16 protein-coding genes are annotated in these 16,893 nt (G+C 63.4%); 8 read left to right on the top strand and 8 right to left on the bottom strand.

The annotated features are described in order from the left end of the window. Positions 1-6: 6 nt before the first annotated feature. Positions 7-708 (bottom strand): Crp/Fnr family transcriptional regulator, encoded by a 702-nt coding sequence (locus ACR0NB_RS16685; RefSeq protein ID WP_093963736.1) that lies wholly within the window; start codon positions 706-708, stop codon positions 7-9. Between the two features lie 179 nt (positions 709-887). Between ACR0NB_RS16685 and hemA the strand changes: the two genes are divergently transcribed. Further along, positions 888-2,111 (top strand): 5-aminolevulinate synthase, encoded by a 1,224-nt coding sequence (gene hemA / locus ACR0NB_RS16680; protein ID WP_170582622.1) that lies wholly within the window; start codon positions 888-890, stop codon positions 2,109-2,111. 58 nt (positions 2,112-2,169) lie between these two features. On the opposite strand, the gene ACR0NB_RS16675 is transcribed toward hemA, so the two are convergent. Genes ACR0NB_RS16675 through ACR0NB_RS16650 form a run of 6 tightly spaced genes read right to left on the bottom strand, consistent with a single transcriptional unit; the run spans position 2,170 to position 7,573 of the window. Continuing rightward, positions 2,170-2,445 carry a cytochrome C oxidase subunit IV family protein gene (locus ACR0NB_RS16675; protein WP_480776296.1) on the bottom strand — a complete coding sequence of 92 codons (276 nt, stop codon included), beginning with the start codon at positions 2,443-2,445 and terminating at the stop codon, positions 2,170-2,172. 4 nt (positions 2,446-2,449) lie between these two features. Beyond that, positions 2,450-2,998 carry a cytochrome c oxidase subunit 3 gene (locus ACR0NB_RS16670; RefSeq protein WP_480776295.1) on the bottom strand — a complete coding sequence of 183 codons (549 nt, stop codon included), beginning with the start codon at positions 2,996-2,998 and terminating at the stop codon, positions 2,450-2,452. Next, positions 2,995-4,917 carry a nitric oxide reductase activation protein NorD gene (locus ACR0NB_RS16665; RefSeq protein ID WP_480776294.1) on the bottom strand — a complete coding sequence of 641 codons (1,923 nt, stop codon included), beginning with the start codon at positions 4,915-4,917 and terminating at the stop codon, positions 2,995-2,997. The genes ACR0NB_RS16670 and ACR0NB_RS16665 overlap by 4 nt, the downstream gene beginning before the upstream one ends. An 8-nt stretch (positions 4,918-4,925) precedes the next feature. Continuing rightward, positions 4,926-5,741 carry a CbbQ/NirQ/NorQ/GpvN family protein gene (locus tag ACR0NB_RS16660; RefSeq protein WP_409233628.1) on the bottom strand — a complete coding sequence of 272 codons (816 nt, stop codon included), beginning with the start codon at positions 5,739-5,741 and terminating at the stop codon, positions 4,926-4,928. Further along, complete coding sequence (locus tag ACR0NB_RS16655; protein WP_480776293.1) at positions 5,741-7,108, bottom strand: cbb3-type cytochrome c oxidase subunit I; 1,368 nt, start codon at positions 7,106-7,108, stop codon at positions 5,741-5,743. Before ACR0NB_RS16655 ends, ACR0NB_RS16660 begins: the two co-directional genes overlap by 1 nt. A gap of 15 nt (positions 7,109-7,123) precedes the next feature. After that, on the bottom strand, positions 7,124-7,573 hold the full coding sequence (locus tag ACR0NB_RS16650) for a c-type cytochrome (protein WP_005977183.1): 450 nt from the start codon (positions 7,571-7,573) through the stop codon (positions 7,124-7,126). Positions 7,574-7,817: 244 nt separating this feature from the next. Between ACR0NB_RS16650 and ACR0NB_RS16645 the strand changes: the two genes are divergently transcribed. After that, positions 7,818-8,924 carry a Hint domain-containing protein gene (locus ACR0NB_RS16645; RefSeq protein WP_480776292.1) on the top strand — a complete coding sequence of 369 codons (1,107 nt, stop codon included), beginning with the start codon at positions 7,818-7,820 and terminating at the stop codon, positions 8,922-8,924. 5 nt (positions 8,925-8,929) lie between these two features. On the opposite strand, the gene ACR0NB_RS16640 is transcribed toward ACR0NB_RS16645, so the two are convergent. Further along, on the bottom strand, positions 8,930-10,123 hold the full coding sequence (locus ACR0NB_RS16640; RefSeq protein WP_170452722.1) for an NnrS family protein: 1,194 nt from the start codon (positions 10,121-10,123) through the stop codon (positions 8,930-8,932). Between the two features lie 233 nt (positions 10,124-10,356). On the opposite strand from ACR0NB_RS16640, the gene ACR0NB_RS16635 reads away from it, so the two are divergent. From ACR0NB_RS16635 to ACR0NB_RS16610, 6 genes are all read left to right on the top strand, one after another. Next, a complete protein-coding gene (locus ACR0NB_RS16635; RefSeq protein WP_170359698.1) occupies positions 10,357-12,033 on the top strand; it encodes a cytochrome D1 domain-containing protein in 1,677 nt (558 codons plus the stop codon). Positions 12,034-12,178: 145 nt separating this feature from the next. Beyond that, positions 12,179-13,966, top strand: a complete 1,788-nt coding sequence (locus ACR0NB_RS16630) for a NapC/NirT family cytochrome c (protein WP_480776291.1) — start codon at positions 12,179-12,181, stop codon at positions 13,964-13,966. Positions 13,967-14,020: 54 nt separating this feature from the next. Further along, entirely contained in the window at positions 14,021-14,428 is a 408-nt protein-coding gene (locus tag ACR0NB_RS16625) for a cupredoxin domain-containing protein (protein WP_480776290.1), read from the top strand. Positions 14,429-14,641: 213 nt separating this feature from the next. Continuing rightward, positions 14,642-15,403, top strand: coding sequence for a uroporphyrinogen-III C-methyltransferase (gene cobA / locus ACR0NB_RS16620; RefSeq protein ID WP_480776289.1), 762 nt, complete (start codon positions 14,642-14,644; stop codon positions 15,401-15,403). Then, positions 15,396-15,746, top strand: coding sequence for a c-type cytochrome (locus ACR0NB_RS16615; protein WP_170391604.1), 351 nt, complete (start codon positions 15,396-15,398; stop codon positions 15,744-15,746). Before cobA ends, ACR0NB_RS16615 begins: the two co-directional genes overlap by 8 nt. After that, positions 15,743-16,891 carry a cytochrome D1 domain-containing protein gene (locus ACR0NB_RS16610; RefSeq protein ID WP_480776288.1) on the top strand — a complete coding sequence of 383 codons (1,149 nt, stop codon included), beginning with the start codon at positions 15,743-15,745 and terminating at the stop codon, positions 16,889-16,891. The genes ACR0NB_RS16615 and ACR0NB_RS16610 overlap by 4 nt, the downstream gene beginning before the upstream one ends. Positions 16,892-16,893 lie beyond the last annotated feature (2 nt).

Below are 16,893 nucleotides of genomic sequence, written 5' to 3'. Positions count from 1 at the left end.
GCGCGTTCAGCGCCCCCAGTTGTCGGCCGGGTCGCTGTCGGCATAGTCTCGCAGCTGCGGAATGTCCGAGATTTCGGCATGGTTGCGGTTGATCTTCACCCCAACCGCCTTGAGCCGCGAAAACGCACGGCTCAGGCTTTCGGGCTTCATGCCCAGACGCCCCGCGATCAGCATCTTGTCATAGGGCAGTTCGACTTCGCAGGCGCCTTCGTCGCAGTCACACAGGTTCAACAGGAACTCGGCCACCCGCTGCGCCCCGGTCTGGGCCTTGAGCTGTTCCAGCTGGGACACCAGCGAATGCAAATGTGTGAAGGTCGAAGCCAGGATCGAGATCCCGATCTCGGGGTCGGTCTTCATCAAGGAAATCAGCACCGGGCTGGGAATGTGCATGATCTCGCAGGCCGAGACAGCCTCGGCCGAAACCGGATAGGGCACATTGCGCAAGGCCACCGCCTCACCAAAGCTTTCGCCGCGGGTAAAGACGCTGACCACGGCCTCGGCCCCGGTGGGCGACATGCGGAACAGCTTGACCCATCCGGCCAGGACGACATGCACGGCCTGGGCGCTTTCTTCCTGCACAAAGATCGTTTCGCCACGGTCATACTGGCGCCAGATCGCGTGGCTCAGCAGGGTTTCGACATGCTGATCCGGCAGGCTTTTGAGCAGCAGCGACTGCCGCGCAATGGCTTTTTGTGCTTCATGCGCCACGAAGGCATCCCCTTTTGTCCGGCCGAAAACCCGGCCCATCCATCCCTGCGCCAGCCTATGCCAAACCCGCGCGCCGCGCACCACCCTTTTCCCGGCGTCGCTTGACTATTGTCATGTTCCCGGCGTGCGCGCACCCATAGTCTGCCCGCCAACAGCCAGTTTTCCGGGGAGATCGAGACATGGATTACGAGCGTTTTTTCAGCCAGAGCCTCAGCGACCTGAAGGCCGAGGGCAACTATCGTGTCTTCATCGACCTGCAGCGCAAATGCGGTGCCTTCCCCAATGCCCGCCAGACCGATGGCGCGGCGGCACGGGACGTGCGGATCTGGTGTTCGAACGACTATCTGGGCATGGGCCAGCACCCGTCGGTTCTGGCGGCAATGCATGATGCGCTGGACCGCTGCGGCGCCGGTGCGGGCGGCACCCGCAACATTTCCGGCACCACCCATGACCACGTCCTGTTGGAACACGAACTGGCCGACCTGCACGGGAAAGAGGCGGCGCTGCTGTTCACCTCCGGCTACGTCTCGAACTGGGCGGCGCTGGGGACGCTGGCGGCAAAGATCCCCGGCCTGATCGTGTTCTCGGACGCGCTGAACCATGCCTCGATGATCGAGGGCATCCGCCATTCGCGGGCGCAGAAGGTGATCTGGAAGCACAACGATCTGGACGACTTGCGCGCCAAGCTGGCCGCCGCCGACCCCGAGGCGCCCAAGATGATCGCCTTTGAATCGGTCTATTCGATGGACGGCGACATCGCTCCGATCAAGGAAATCTGCGACCTGGCCGATGAATTCGGCGCCATGACCTATCTGGACGAGGTCCATGCCGTCGGCCTCTATGGTCCCCGCGGCGGCGGCATCGCCGAGCGCGAGGGTCTGATGCACCGTCTGACCGTGATCGAGGGCACGCTGGGCAAGGCCTTCGGCGTGGTGGGCGGCTATATCGCCGCGTCGGCCGCGCTGTGCGACTTCGTGCGCAGCTTTGCCAGCGGCTTCATCTTCACCACCGCCCTGCCCCCGGCGATCGCCGCCGGGGCGGCGGCCTCGATCCGGCATCTGAAACAATCGAATGCGGAACGCGACCTGCAGAAGGCGCGCGTGGCCCAGGTGCGCGCCCGGCTCGACACCGAGGGCATCCCGCATCTGCCCAACCCCAGCCACATCATCCCGGTGATGGTGGGCGACCCGGTCAAGTGCAAGTTCATCTCGGACACGCTGCTGGAAGAGTTCGGCATCTACATCCAGCCGATCAACTATCCCACCGTGCCCAAAGGAACCGAGCGGCTGCGCATCACGCCCTCACCCGTGCACACCGATGCCGATATCGACCATCTGGTCGGCGCGCTCTCGGCGCTGTGGCAACGGTGCCAGATCGCCCGGATGCCGATGGCCGCGCAATAGATTTCTGTCCCTGAACTGGCAAGCCGCCGTGCCCCTGTGCGCGGCGGTTCTTTTTGCCTCAGACCAGGTAGAGCGCGAAGATCAGTACCGCAAAGGTTCTCAGCACCAGCGTGAAGCCCCGCAGCCAGGCCGGGCTGCGTTCAAGATCGAGATACCGCGCCAGGATGATGCGGGCCTTGAACAGGGCCAGCAGCAGGATGCCGCCCCCGACCAGCCGGGGCTCAATGGGCACGAGGGTCAGCAGGGCCGAGGCCAGGCTGAGCGCGATCAGGCTGGCCCAGGCGTGGGTCAGACGATCCGCATGGGTGTATCGGGCAAAAGAAAAACTCGGCATTGCGTCACCCCAGCAGGTAGATCACCGGAAACAGCAGGACCCAGACCAGATCAACCATGTGCCAGAACTGGCCCCCCGCCTCGATATTGCGGGGATCGTCGCGCCAGGCGACCAGCAGCAGAATGGCGACCCCGGCCAGCACATGCGCGGCATGGAACCCGGTGAGAAGGTAGTAGAACAGGAAAAACGGGTGGGTCTCGTAGTTGATGCCTTGCGCGGCCTTGCCGGCATATTCCGCGCCCTTGATGATCAGGAAAATCACGCCCAGCAGGGCCGCGCCGATCAGGGACAGCCGCGCGGCGCCGCGGCGCGCTGCCTGTCGCCAGCGCAGGGCCCGCGCCGCCAGAAAACCCGAGGTGACCAGAACCCCCGTATTGAGCGCGGCCCCGGTGCGGTAGAGATGTGATTGCGCCTCGGCAAAGCCCGACGGATCGGTCAGGCGGACACACATGAAGGCGATCAGCCCGGCCCCGAACACCAGCAGTTCCGAGACGATCAGAACCCACATCAGCAATTCGCCGGGCAGCTCGTCGATCAGCGAAGCATCACTCATGCGCCGACCAGTTGGCGATAGATCTGCGGCAGGGCCATGGTCAGGCGGTTGGGGTCGGGGATCACCGCGAACCCGCCTTGCCCGAACATGCGCGGGAACCAGCTTTTGCCGGTCTTGTCGATGGTGACGCCAAAGACCGACTGCCCCGCCCGGCGCGCCTCGCGCACGGCCATGCAGGTGTCTTCGATGCCGTGGCGGCCCTCGTAGTGGTCCAGATCGTTGGGCTTGCCGTCGGTGATCACCAGCAGCAGCCGGCGTTTGCGCGCCTGCGCCGCCAGATCGGCCGAGGCATGACGGATCGCCGCCCCCAGCCGCGTGTAATGGCCCGGCCGCAGCGACGCGATGCGCTGCTCCACGGTGGCGGTCATGGGCTCATTGAACTTTTTGCAGCGCTGCACATAGACCCGCTGGCGTTTCAGCGAACTGAAGGCGTGGATGGCAAAATCGTCGCCGCAGGCGTTCAGACCCCAGGCCAGCGCCGCCAGTGCCTCGCGTTCGATATCGATCACCGCACGCCCCGCGACCGCGCTTTCGGTCGATCGGCTGACATCCAGCAGGATCGACACCGCCAGGTCGCGCGCCTCGGGACGGGATTGCATCCAGATGCGCTCGTTGCCCTCGCCATTGGCGCGGCGGTCCACGGCGCTGCGCACGGCGGCCTCGATATCCAGCTGGTCGCCGTCCAGATGGCCGCGGGTCATCACGCGGCCCGGGCGCAGGGCCTCGAACTGGCGTTTGACGGCGCGGATGCGGCGGGCGGTGGCCGGGTCCTTGCCGAAATCGGCGGCATCCTCGCGAATCTCGGCATCCGAAGTCAGAACGTTGACGTGATCGGGCAGATACTGCCCCGTGCGCACATCCCATTCCGGGTACAGCACACGCCCCGAAAGGCGCTCGCGGTTCACGTCTTCGGGCGCGAGATCGAGATGCAGCTTCAGCCGCGTCGGCGGCGCCTTCGATATCTGGCCCAGCCCGATTTCGTCCTGATCGTCGGCGGCCTTTTTCGCGTTGTCCGGGTCGTCATCGTCGATCCGGCGGTTGAGGTTCAGGAATTCGGCCCAGCTGAGGATCGCCTCGAACTTGTGCAGGATCAGACTGTCCTGCCGCTCGGCCTGGTCGGATTTGCGGCGGCGGGCGCGGTGGGTCTTTTCCCCCGATTCCTCGGGTGGGCCGTCGGTGTCGCGGCTTTCGACCTCGGTGTGTTCGGAAAAGGCGACCGCGCGCAGTTCGGGCCACAGGGGCACCGGGCGGAACGGCTGGTACCCGCGCGGGGCGGCCACGTCGTCGCCCAGGGCGTCATAGGCCTGGGCGCGGGCGGACAGGGGCGCCGGATCACCCAGCATCCGGCGGATCAGGTCTTCGACGGCGGCCTCGGCCGGGGGCAGGCCGGGCAGATTGCGCTGATACAGCACGCCCTTGCATAGTTCGGTGTAAAGCGGGCACAGGCCCGGCGCGTCCTCGAGCGTTGCGGCGACCATCGCGCGGGCCGCCTGCAGGGCGCGCAGATCGGCGCGCAGGGGATCGTCCTCGTCGATGCGGGTTCCGGCATGGGCGGCCACCGCCGCCAGCCAGACATAAAGCGCGCCATTGGCTTCGCGCGCGGGAAAAACCGCCAGCCGGTCGGGCAGGCGCAGGACCTCGCCGTCGAAACTGGCGCGCGGGATCAGCTCGGCCTCGGTGGCCAGCTTGCGCCGCCAGCCCAGCCGGTGGCGCGAGAGCTCGGGCGAAACCGGGCGCAGTTCGACGCCCGGACTGCCCCCAAGCCCCCGGAAAAGAACGGCCAGCCGCCCCGCGACCTGCGACAGGTCGACCGCGGCTCCTTCGTGCACCTCTGGTGCATCAAGGCGGCTGGCAAGGCTGTGCCACAGTTTCCCGATGGTTTCTTCGGGTTCCCATGGCTCAAAGTCGATCCTGACCATCGCCGGCCTCACCCAAAGACGGCGGTGACAAGATCGAGGAGCCCGCGTTTGATATCCTCGTCATCAGTCAGAGGTTCGATCATGGCGGCAAGGATGGCGCGGTCGGTGGACATGCCCTGCGCGATCAGCGTCGCGGCATAGACGACCAGGCGGGTGGATACGCCTTCCTCGAGGTCCTGACCCTTGAGCCCGCGCAGCTTGCCCGCCAGCCGCACCAGCGGCTTGCAGCGCTCCAGCGGCAGACCGCTTTCCTGCGCGACCACCTCGGCCTCCATCTGAGGCGAGGGGAAGTCGAATTCCAGCGAGATGAACCGTTGCCGGGTCGAGGGTTTGAGGGTTTTCAGGATGTTCTGATAGCCGGGGTTGTAGGAGGCCACCAGCATGAAGCCGGTCGCGGCCTCAAGCTCTTCCCCGGTGCGATCGATCGGCAGGATGCGCCGGTCGTCGGTCAGCGGGTGCAGCACCACGGTCACGTCCTTGCGCGCCTCGACCACCTCGTCCAGGTAGCAGATCGCGCCCTCGCGCACCGCGCGGGTCAGGGGGCCGTCGACCCAAACGGTCTCGCCGCCTTTCAGCAGGTAGCGCCCGATCAGGTCGGCCGCGGCCAGGTCGTCGTGGCAGGCCACGGTATAGAGCGGCCGACCCAGACTGGCGGCCATATGGGACACGAAGCGGGTCTTGCCGCAACCTGTCGGGCCTTTCAGCAGGACCGGTAGCTTGTTGGTATAGGCGGCGGCGAACACGTCGCATTCGTCGCCCTGGGGCAGGTAGAAGGGGGCGTCTGCCGCCCCCGTTCCCAGTTTCATGGAGCCGTCCATATTCATCACTCCGCCGGGGTTTCCGCGACGCCGGGTTCGATGACCTCTTTGCGCGGAACCCAGATCGAGTAGATGAACAGCAGCGCACCGATGACCACGACCAGACCGGAGCCGAAGCGCATCCAGTAGAAGATCGCGACCTGATCCTGCACATCCATGTAGTAGTCACCCACCACGCGCTGCATGTGCGTCTGGACGGTGCCGGCAAAGGTCAGCACGAAGGTCATGAAGACCATGCCGCCGGTCATCAGCCAGAACGAGGCCATGTTCAGCACCTGATTGTACGGATCACGGTTCTTCAGGATCGGCATCGCATAGGTGAAGATCGCCAGGTTGAGGCAGACATAGGCGCCGTAGAAGGCCAGGTGCCCGTGCGCCGCCGTGATCTGCGTACCGTGGGTATAGTAGTTCACCCCGTGCAGCGTGTGCAGGAAGCCCCAGACGCCGGCGCCGAAGAAGGCCAGCGTGGCACAGCCCAGCGACCACAGCAGCGCGGCCTTGTTGGGGTGGTCCCGACGGCCCTTCCAGACCATGACGAACGCAAAGGCCATCATCGCAAAGAACGGGATCACCTCGAGGCTTGAGAAGATCGACCCGATCCACTGCCAGTAACCCGGCGTACCGATCCAGTAGTAGTGGTGGCCGGTGCCCAAAATGCCCGAGAACAACGCGGCGGCGACGATGACATACAGCCATTTCTCGACCACCTCGCGGTCAACTCCGGTCAGCTTGAGCATCAGGTAGGCCAGGATCGAGGCCATGATCAGCTCCCACACGCCTTCGACCCACAGGTGAACGACGTACCACCAGTACTGCTTGTCGAGGCTCAGGTTGCCCGGGTTGTAGAAAGCGAACAGGAACAGCAGCGCCAGACCCCAGAGGCCCAGCAGCAGGATGTTGGTGATGGCGGTCTTCTTGCCCTTCAGAACGGTCAACGACACGTTGTAGAGGAAGATCAGCGCCGCCACCACGATGCCGGCTTTGACCCATTTGGGTTGCTCAAGGAACTCGCGCCCCTCTTTGCCCAGCAGCCAGTTGCCTTCGAACAGGTTGAAGACATAGGTCACCACAACGCCCAGCGTGCCCAGAATCAGGATCGCCAGCTGGATATAGGCCAGCTTGGTCGAGTGGATCTCGCGTTCGGTCTCTTCGGGGATCAGGAAATAGGCCGCGCCGAAAAAGCCGGTGATCAGCCACACGATCAGCGCGTTGGTGTGCAGCATCCGCACGATGTTGAACGGCAGAAGCTCGCTCAGAAAATTGGGGGATACATAGATCCAGCCAGCCAGCAGACCGCCGATCACCTGGATCGCGAACAGGCCCATTGCGAATGCGAAATAGGCATAGGCCACTTTTTGGGATTCGTATTTCATTGCTCCGTTCCCTTCTCAGCCCGCGTCATTCGGGGGCCAGTCCTGAGCGTCGATATTGTCCGTCCAGATCAGGAAGTTGGCCAGATCACGGATCTCTTCGTCGCTGAGGTTGAACCTTGGCATCTGCCGGCGACCGGGAATGCCGGTGGGTTGCGCCTCCATCCAGCCCTTGAGAGATTCAAAGGCCGATTCCGGGTCGTCCAGAACGCCCCAGCGGGTCATCACGTTGGCGACCTCGGGGGCGAAGTAGGCACCCTCACCCATGATCGAGTGACAGTTGATGCAGGCGTGTTTTTCCCAGACGTGTTTGCCCCGGATCACGCTCTCATCCAGCTTCGCCGAGTTCGGCGAATTGACGATGTACAGGTGTGAGTGGGCCGACAGGGCCAGAAAGATTAAAATGAAGAACAGTGACCCGCCATAGAATATGTTGCGGGCCATGCTCTTGGTCATGACTTCTCGCATTGCGCTCTCCTTTGCGCCGCTTTGCTGGTGGGGGGACAATGGCGGGATGGGCGGTTTGCCGCCTTAACGAAAGTCAAGACTCTGTCCTGGCACTCGGCCAATAGGCTACATTCCCTTAAAATAAGCGTGAAATGCCCCGAAATCGCCTTGAACCGCTGTTATCAGGGTGCGAAGTCAGATGGAGTTTCCGGGTCCGTGATGTGCTGTTCCGGTGTCTTTGATTGAGCGAGTGAACGAGTAAGAGATGGCGAACTATTCCTATATCGGCTACGCGCCAGGGGTGATTTCACTTAGTTTTACCGGGTTTAACTCCGGTACCATCACTCTGAGTTCAGGCTATGATCCGAACACCGATCGCCGGGTATTTGACGTAACCGACGCGGCCGGTGGAACGCTCGTGAACGGAGATCCGGACAACGGAACTGATTTCAACGGCGACCGTTTCAACAACGAAGTCGGCGATGACCTGACACAGACAGGCGTCGTCACCAGCCTTGACGGATCAACCACCTTTGATTCCGGCGCTATCTATCTGGAAGAATCCTATGCTCTGACCAAACCGGGCGGCGGTACGATCGATGTTTTCCGGGTCGAGGTTGAAGGAAATCTTGTCGGATACATCACGTCCGAACCTTTGGTACCCGGTACCGCCTATTCCTTCATTCGTTCGAATGTGACCCCTTCAAACGCTCCGGACACCACCGATCCCACAGCCATTGTCGACGTGCCCTGTTTTACCGCCGGTACGCTGATCGAAACACCCACCGGCGCCAAGGCGATAGAAGATCTGGCCGAAGGCGACCTGGTTCTGACGCTCGATCACGGCCCGCAACCGATTCGCTGGATCGGCTCGCGCATCCTGACGTCGATCGATTTGCAGGCCAACCCACGCCTGCGTCCGATCTGCGTGTCAGCCGGAGCGCTGGGGGCCGGCCTGCCGCGGCGTGACCTGCGGGTCTCTCCGCAGCACCGGATGCTGGTTCGCTCGGCGATTGCCGTGCGCATGTTCGACGCCCAAGAGGTGCTGATCCCAGCCCACAAGCTGGTCGGCGTTCCCGGCGTTCATGCCGATGAAACCGTCAGCAGCGTGACGTACTACCACATTCTGTTCGACCGCCATGAAATCGTGACCGCCGAAGGGGCTCCGTCGGAAAGCCTGTACACCGGGCCCGAAGCACTCAAAAGCATTGGCCGCGATGCCCGAGACGAGATCTTCGAGATTTTCCCCGAGCTTGACGACCCGGATCATGTCCCGATCGCCGCTCGGCCCATTCCCGAAACCGGCAAGCGTGCGCGGCACATGATCCATCGGCATGTCAAAAACGCGCGACCTTTGATCGACCGGGCCTGAGCCGCTCAGGACGGTACCGCACGCGGACCCACCAAGGCCGGCCACATCGCCACCACATACAGCGCCATCGCGCTGATCCACAGCCCGTCGGCAACCAGCATGGCAGTCAAGAATTGCGCGTCCAACCCGGACCCAATCCAGCGCAGAATCGCAGCCAGAGCCATAGCTCCGTAGGCGACGACCACCGGCGCGGGGGCGACCAGCGCCCGTCCGCTATGGCCAAGCGCCGCGCGGCTCATGACCGCCAGCGTCATGCCACCGACGCAGCCGATGCCCAACACATGCAGCGCACCAAGTTCACTGCCGAGGCCCAACAAGCCCATTCCCCACAGAACCAGTCCAAGGCCCAGCATCCCCAAGGCCAGATGCAGCGCAAACAGAATCGGCTGCCGGACAGCCCAAGCCCCCCGCCAACCTGACAGGCGCAAGCCCTGTATCGCTCCGAGGACCAGCGCCAAAATCGCGACCGCGTGCCCGGCCCCGAAGATCAGCATCACAGCGGGCAGCAGCAGGGCCAGCACCATGTTGCTTTTTTCCATCCAATCGCGACTGACAGGCCACTCAGCTTCGGGCACGCCTGCGCGCTTCATTGCGTTGCGCGTAAAGGCCGGAGTGATCCGACCACCCAGAATGGAGATCATGGAACACAAGGCCAGCAGTCCTGTACGCAGACCGACATCGAGGGTTCCGACCGTCACACCGATCCAGTCCAGATGGGTCAACAGGTTGGACACCCAGATGTAGGCCAGCAACAGAAGAAAGATCATGTTCTGCGGTTTTGGTCGCCGGATCAGCTGGGTGGCGATCTTGGCCGCAAGAACCGGCACGAAGGCGAGATCGAGCACCGCGACAATCACCGGGTCGATCACACCCGAAAACCACAGTGCCACGCGCCCGGCCAACCACAGCGCCGCTGCAGCGGCAATAAACAAACGCCGCGCCTCAGGGGCACCGGTCCAGTTGGGAACGGCGGTCAGAAAGAACCCGCCCAGTGCGGCACTGGCATAGCCGAAAATCATCTCGTGGGCGTGCCACATCGGCGGGCTCATGGCATAGGGCGCCTCGGTCCACATTTCGACCCCGGCCAGCGTTGCCAGCCACCCTCCCCAGGCCAGACCGGCAAACACGCCGTAAAGACCTGCAAACAGAAAAAAGACCCGGAACCCCTCACCCATAACGCGCGTGATTGCCGATGGCATGCCTGCTCTCCTTGGCCAAGCTGTTCGATGGCCAAGCACTAGCAACCGGCGGACCCGCGCCCCTTAACCAAAATCAAGCGTCGGCGAAAACATGACCCCAAAAAGCACTTATTTTCATGGCTTTTTTCCGCGTCATTTCCGTCTGAACACCCCCTCCGTTGACTTTCGTCAAGGAGAAGACGCCCGTCCCGGCGCAGTGTCCGGCCTGCCTCACCAGCAAACGGAGAGTGATCATGTCACTTGGAATCAGCCATTACACCACCGGCCGCGCCTTCAGGGTCGGTCTGGCCATGTTGTTGGGCAGCGTCGCTGCTCCGACATTCGCCGAAGAGCCAACCCTGAGCGACGAAGCCTTCGAGGCTTCGAAACAGCTCTACTTCGAACAATGTGCCGGCTGCCACGGCGTGCTGCGCAAGGGCGCCACCGGCAAGAACCTCGAGCCACACTGGAAGAAAACCGCAGCCGACGGCACCGTGACCGAAGGCGGCACCTTGCAACTGGGCCAGGAGCGCCTTGAAAAGATCATCGCGTGGGGCACCGAAGGCGGTATGAACAACTTCTCGGACATCATGACCGAGGAGCAGATCCGCGACATGGCGACCTACATCATGATGGACCCGCCCAAGCCGCCGGAAATGTCGCTGGAACAGATGAAGGCGACCCGCAAGGTCTATGTCGAAGAGGCAGACTATCCGACCGAGCCGCTGCACGGTCGCAACTGGGAGAACTTCTTCGTCGTCATCGAACGTGACGTGGGCAAGGTGGCCGTAATCGACGGCGACACCAAAGAGGTGCTGACCCACATCCCCACCGGCTATGCCGTGCACGTTCTGAAAGCGTCCGAACACCATAGCCTGACCGAACCGGAACATCCCGGCCGCTTCTGGTACACCATGGGTCGCGACGGCAAGATGACCAAAATCGACCTCTGGCAGACGCCGGACAAGATGTTGGTCTCTGAGGTCAAGATCGCCTATGACGCCCGCGACGTCGCAGTTTCCGGCGATGGCAAATACGTCATCGGTGGTGGTTACTGGCCGCCGCACTTCGCGATCGTTGACGCCAAAACCATGGAACCGCTCAAGGTCGTTTCGACCCGCGGCGTGAACGTGGACGGCGACTATGTCGAAGAGAGCCGCGTGGCCGCGATCTACACGACACCGAACGAACCCACTTGGATCGTCGCCGTGAAAGAACTGGGCCAGTTGTGGCAGGTCGACTACACAGACCTCGACAACCTGCGCATCGATAAGATCGACAGCGCCAAGTTCCTGCATGACGGGTTCTTTGACCCGACAGGCCGCTATTTCCAGATCGCCGCGAACGCGTCGAACAAAATGGTGGTCGTCGATACCGAAACCCACAAGCTGGAAGCGATGATCGACACCGCTGCCTTGCCGCACCCCGGACCGGGCGCAAACTGGGTCGATCCGAACTGTGGACCCGTCGCCGGTACGACCCACCTGGGTGTGGGTACCGTGACCGTTTGGGGCAACGACCCCGAAGGCCACCCGGATCAGGCTTGGAAGGTCTGCTACGAAGTAGAGACGGACGGCCCCGGCCTGTTTGTCCGCACCCACCCGAACTCGGACTACATCTGGGCTGACCAGACCAAACACCCCGAGCCGGAAATCCAGCAGTCGGTGCAGGTCATCTCGAAAGAGACCGGCGAGATCGTGAAAACCATCCAGATCACCGAAGACGAAGGCAGTGCCGCCGTTCACTTTGAATTCAATGCCGACGGCACCGAGGTCTGGGTCTCCAAGTGGAACCTGTCGGACTCCAAGGAGCCCAACGGTCAGATCGTGATCTTCGACGCCAAGACGCTGGAAGAGATCGGCCGCATCGACGGGCTCTATGCGCCGACCGGCAAGTTCAACGTCTACAACCGCTCGAACCACGTCACCTGACGGGTTCGGACCAAACACAGGAAAGGGCGGGCCCCTCGCCCGCCCTTTCCACGTTCGCGGGGCCGCTCTGGCCCGGTGAAACCTCAGCCAATTTCACCGGCCTGACACCCAAGGCCAGACAAGACAGCCAAAACGGAGCCTGGACATGACCCAGTCCGAACCGGAAAAGAAAAAACCGATCTGGCGCCGGTATTTCCTGTGGGGAATGCCCGTGGCCGGCATCGCCGCCGCCTTTGTCGCCGGCATCATCTTCTGGGGCGGGTTCAACACCGCCATGGAAGCCACCAACACCGAGAAATTCTGTGTCTCGTGCCATGAGATGCGCGACTACATCTATACCGAGTACAAGGGCACGATCCATGACGTGAACCGCTCGGGCGTGGGCGCGGTCTGTTCGGACTGCCACGTGCCCAAGGACTGGACCCACAAGATCATCCGCAAGATCAAAGCGTCGAGAGAGCTGTACGGCAAGATGGTCGGCTCGATCAGCACGCCCGAGAAGTTTGAGGCCAAGCGCATCCATCTGGCCATGAACGAATGGCAGCGGATGAAAAAGACCGACTCGCGCGAGTGCCGCAACTGCCACGATTTCGAGTCGATGATGCCCGAGTTCCAGAAGCCCCGCGCCCGGCAGCAGCACCTGAACGCGATGGAGGTCGGCCAGACCTGCATCGACTGCCACAAGGGTATCGCACACTCGAACATCCGTGACCGCGCACCCGAAGATTTCCTGGAAGAGCTCGAAGCCCCGAACCCGGCCTTCGCCCGTCCGATCCCGCCGGAATACCTGGCCAGCCTGGAACGGATCGAAGCCAAGGAGGCCGCCGAAGCCGAGGCCGAGAAAGCCGCCCGCAAGGCCCAGCAGGAGGCTGTGCAGGCACAGATCGCCGCCGCGGTCGACGCGGCTGTGGCCGAGGAGCGCGCCAAGGCCGATGGCACCGCAACCGACGCCGCGGCCGCGGGCGGTAGCGACGTGGGCGGCAACATCGACTGGAACGCCGTGGCCAGCACCGATCTGAAACTGTTCTATCCGGGACAGGCTTCGTTCGAATGGGTACAGAACGGCAAGACCCACGGCGGCGCACGCCCGCTGACCAAGGGTGGCGACCAGTGCTCGACCTGCCACGCCAAGGAACTGGACGCGATCGGCAACAAGATTGTCGCCGGCGGTGATCTCGAACCGACCCCGATCCCCGGCAAGCGCGGGGTGATCGACGCCACGGTTCAGGCCGCGCATGACGACGAAAACCTGTATATCCGGCTGCAATGGGCGGATGCGGGTCACAATCCCGTGCCCTTCGTCGACGGCGGCAAGATGGACCCGGACAACCCGATCAAGGTCGCCATGATGATCACCGGTACCGGGATCGAGCTGGGCGAACAGGTGGGGTGCTGGGCCTCGTGCCACGCCGACAACACCTATATGCCCTTTGCGCCCGATGTCGAAACCATCGCCGCCAACCCGGACGTGGCTGGACGCCTGACGGCCAAGGACACCGTCACCAAGTACATCAGCGAAAGCCGCACCGAGGTCGAAGTCAAAGGCCGGCGCGGCAAGCCGCTGGGCGGCTGGGACAAGCTGCAGGCCGAAGAGCAGATCGCGCAGTACCTGCAGGACGGCACTTTCCTTGACCTGATGCGCGTCTATGCCGACGGCAGCGCCACCAACGGCTATCTGCTGGAACAGCGCGTGGTCAATGATGGCGAGATCTCGGCCTCGGCCAGCCTGTCGGGCGGCATGTGGACGGTGGTGTTCTCACGTCCGCTGAACTCGGGCGCGCCGGGCGACGTCCCGCTGGAGCCGGGCAAGACCTACACGGTGGGCTTTGCCATCCACGATGACCACTCGGCCGCACGGTTCCACCACGTCACGCTGAACACCAGCCTCGCGCTGGATGACGACAGCGCCGACATCAACGTGGTCAAACAGTAACGAAAAGGGGCCGGCGATACGGCCCCTTTTCCACGGCCGAGGAGACACGCGACCATGACGACCAAGCCCCTTCTGACCGCAGTCCTGACCCTAGCGATGGTTCTGCCAGCCCTAGCCGATGAAGCCGACCAGATCTGCGCCGAGGCCGAGGAAAGCTATGTCGAACTCTTCGGCGATCCTTCCGACGCCGTGCTGGATGCCGAGGTGGTGCTGATGTACAAGTACCACTTCTGCCCGGCCCAGATCACGGTCAAGCCCGGCACCACGGTGCGCTGGGTCAACGTGGACAAGCGCACCAGCCATTCGGTGCTTTTGAAGGACGGCAGCCAGCCCGAATCCGACCGCATCTTCCCCGAGGAATCGGTCGAGATGACGTTCCTTGAACCCGGCCCGCAGAACTATCTGTGCGGCCCGCATTGGAAAACGCAGAACATGGTCGGCATGGTCACCGTCGAGCCCTGAACGCAGGCAGACATACAGGCAAACTAAAGGAGCGCGGGCGCAAATCCCGCGCTCCTTAACTTATGTCAAGGAGGCCTCTTTGCGAATGCGCCAGTCTGCGGCCATGACACGCCCGGCCATCCCAGCAACGTCCCGATCCGCCGCTCTGTCCGCGCTCGGAACCGACCGGAACACCCGGGTCCCGATGACATTCAGACCAAGCGAGATTGCACCATGAGCGGTAAGGTTTTTCTGATCGGCGCCGGACCCGGAGACCCCGAATTGATGACCCTGCGCGCCTTGCGCATGCTGCGCGAGGCGGATGTGGTGGTCTACGACCGTCTGGTTTCGGAGGAGATCCTGGCCATGCACGCCCCCGGTGCGCGGCTGATCCCCGTGGGCAAGGCGCCCAAATGCCATACCGTGCCGCAGGACCGGATCAACCAGATCCTTCTGGAACAGGCCCGCGCGGGCCGCAGGGTTGCCCGCCTCAAAGGGGGCGATCCGATGATCTTTGGCCGCGGCTCGGAAGAGGCGGCGTTTCTGATGGGCCACGGCATTGCCGTGGAATACGCACCCGGCATAACCGCGGCGCAGGGCGCAAGCTGTTCGACCGGTGTGCCGCTGACCCATCGCGGGTTGGCCACATCGGTGCAATATGTCACCGGCCATCGTCAGGCCGACAAGGTGCTGGACCTCGACTGGAAGCGCCTGGCGGACCCTGACACCACCCTGGTCATCTACATGGGCGTCGCCAATATCGGCCAGATCGCCATGGGCCTGATGACGGAAAACCTGCCGGGATCGACCCCCGTCCTGGCCGTCGGCAAGGCGACCACCCCGGACGAGCGCCGCCTTGTCTCGCGTCTGGACCGTGTCGCCGCCGACGTGCGCGCGGCCGGTCTGGCCGCCCCTACCCTGTTCATCATCGGCAAGGTCGTGTCGCTTTATGCCGAACGGCCGGTTGCCGAGTTGCTGGAGCACGCTCATGGCTAGGACTCTGCCCATTGAACCGGCCCGCCGGGACTGGCCCGGGCGCGCGGTGCTGACCGCCGCCGTGCTGGTGGCCACCTCAGCCTTTGCCGCCGACACGCTGGACCCCAACGCGCTGAAGCGTCTGGTGCATCAGGATTGCGGGTCCTGCCACGGCCTGACCCTGAAAGGCGGACTGGGCCCCGATCTGCGGGCGGGAAACCTGCAGCACTATGACCCCGAAATCCTGACCGGCGTAATCCTGGACGGCATCCCCGACACGGCCATGCCGCCCTGGCGGCCCCTCATCAGCGAGGAAGAGGCCGAATGGATCGCCCGTTATCTGCTGAAACCGGAGGCGCAATGAAACAGTTTGTCCTTGGCCTCGCGGCCTCGCTGCTGATGACCGCAGCCCATGCCGAACCCACCGCCACCGGAGACCTGGGGCTGGTGATCGAACGGGCCACCGGCTCGGTCCTGCTGGTCGATCAGTCCGACCGTGCCGCGCTGGCCCGGATCGAAGGACTGGGCGATCTGTCCCATGCCTCGCTGGTCTATTCGCCCGACGAACGCTTCGCCTATGTGTTCGGGCGCGACGGCGGGCTGACCAAGGTCGATATCGTGACCCGTCAGATCGCCAAGCGCGTCGTGCAGGCCGGAAACGCCATCGGCGGGGCGATCTCTGACGACGGCACGTTGGTGGCGGTGTCGAACTATGAACCCGGCGGGGTGCGCGTCTTTGACGCCGACACGCTGGATCTGGTGGCCGACATCCCCACCGGCAGCAAGACCATCGGCCTGGTCGATGCACCCGGCCGCCGTTTCGTGTTCACCATGTGGGACACGGGCGAGACCTGGATCGCCGATTTCGCGCGCGGCACCGACCCGCAGATCACCAAGATCACCGACATGGGCAAAAACCCCTATGACGCGCTGATCACCGCCAATGGCCGCACCTACATCACCGGTCTGTTCGGGCAAGACGGGCTGACCGCGCTGGACCTATGGGACGAAACGCCCGAACCGATCCGGGTGCTGCCCGGCTATGGGCGCGGTCAACAAGAGATGCCCGTCTACAAGATGCCCCATTTGGAAGGCTGGGCGCACACGGGCACCGAATTCGTATTGCCGGCCGTCGGCCATCACCAGGTGCTCTGGCTCGATGCCGATACACTCACGGAAACCGGGCGCACCCAGACTTATGGCCAGCCCGTCTTTGCCATGGCGCGGCCCGACGGCCGGCAGGTCTGGGCGAACTTCGCCCACCCGCTGAACGACACAATCCAGGTGATCGACACGGTCAGCAAACAGGTCATGCACGAGTTCAAACCCGGCCCGGCGGTGCTGCACATGGAGTTCACCCCGCGTGGGCACGAGGTCTGGATCAGCGTGCGCGATGCCAACAAGATCATGGTCTATGACACCCACAGCTTTGAAAAGCTGCGGGAAATCCCAGCCGACAGCCCCTCGGGCATCTTCTTCACCGCGCGTGCGCACAGAACGGGGTTGTAAGC

The sequence above is a fragment of the Ruegeria sp. CG3 genome, from assembly GCF_056537205.1.
The sequence above is the reverse complement of the archived record's forward strand: the minus strand, read 5'-3'. Positions and strand labels throughout refer to the sequence as shown.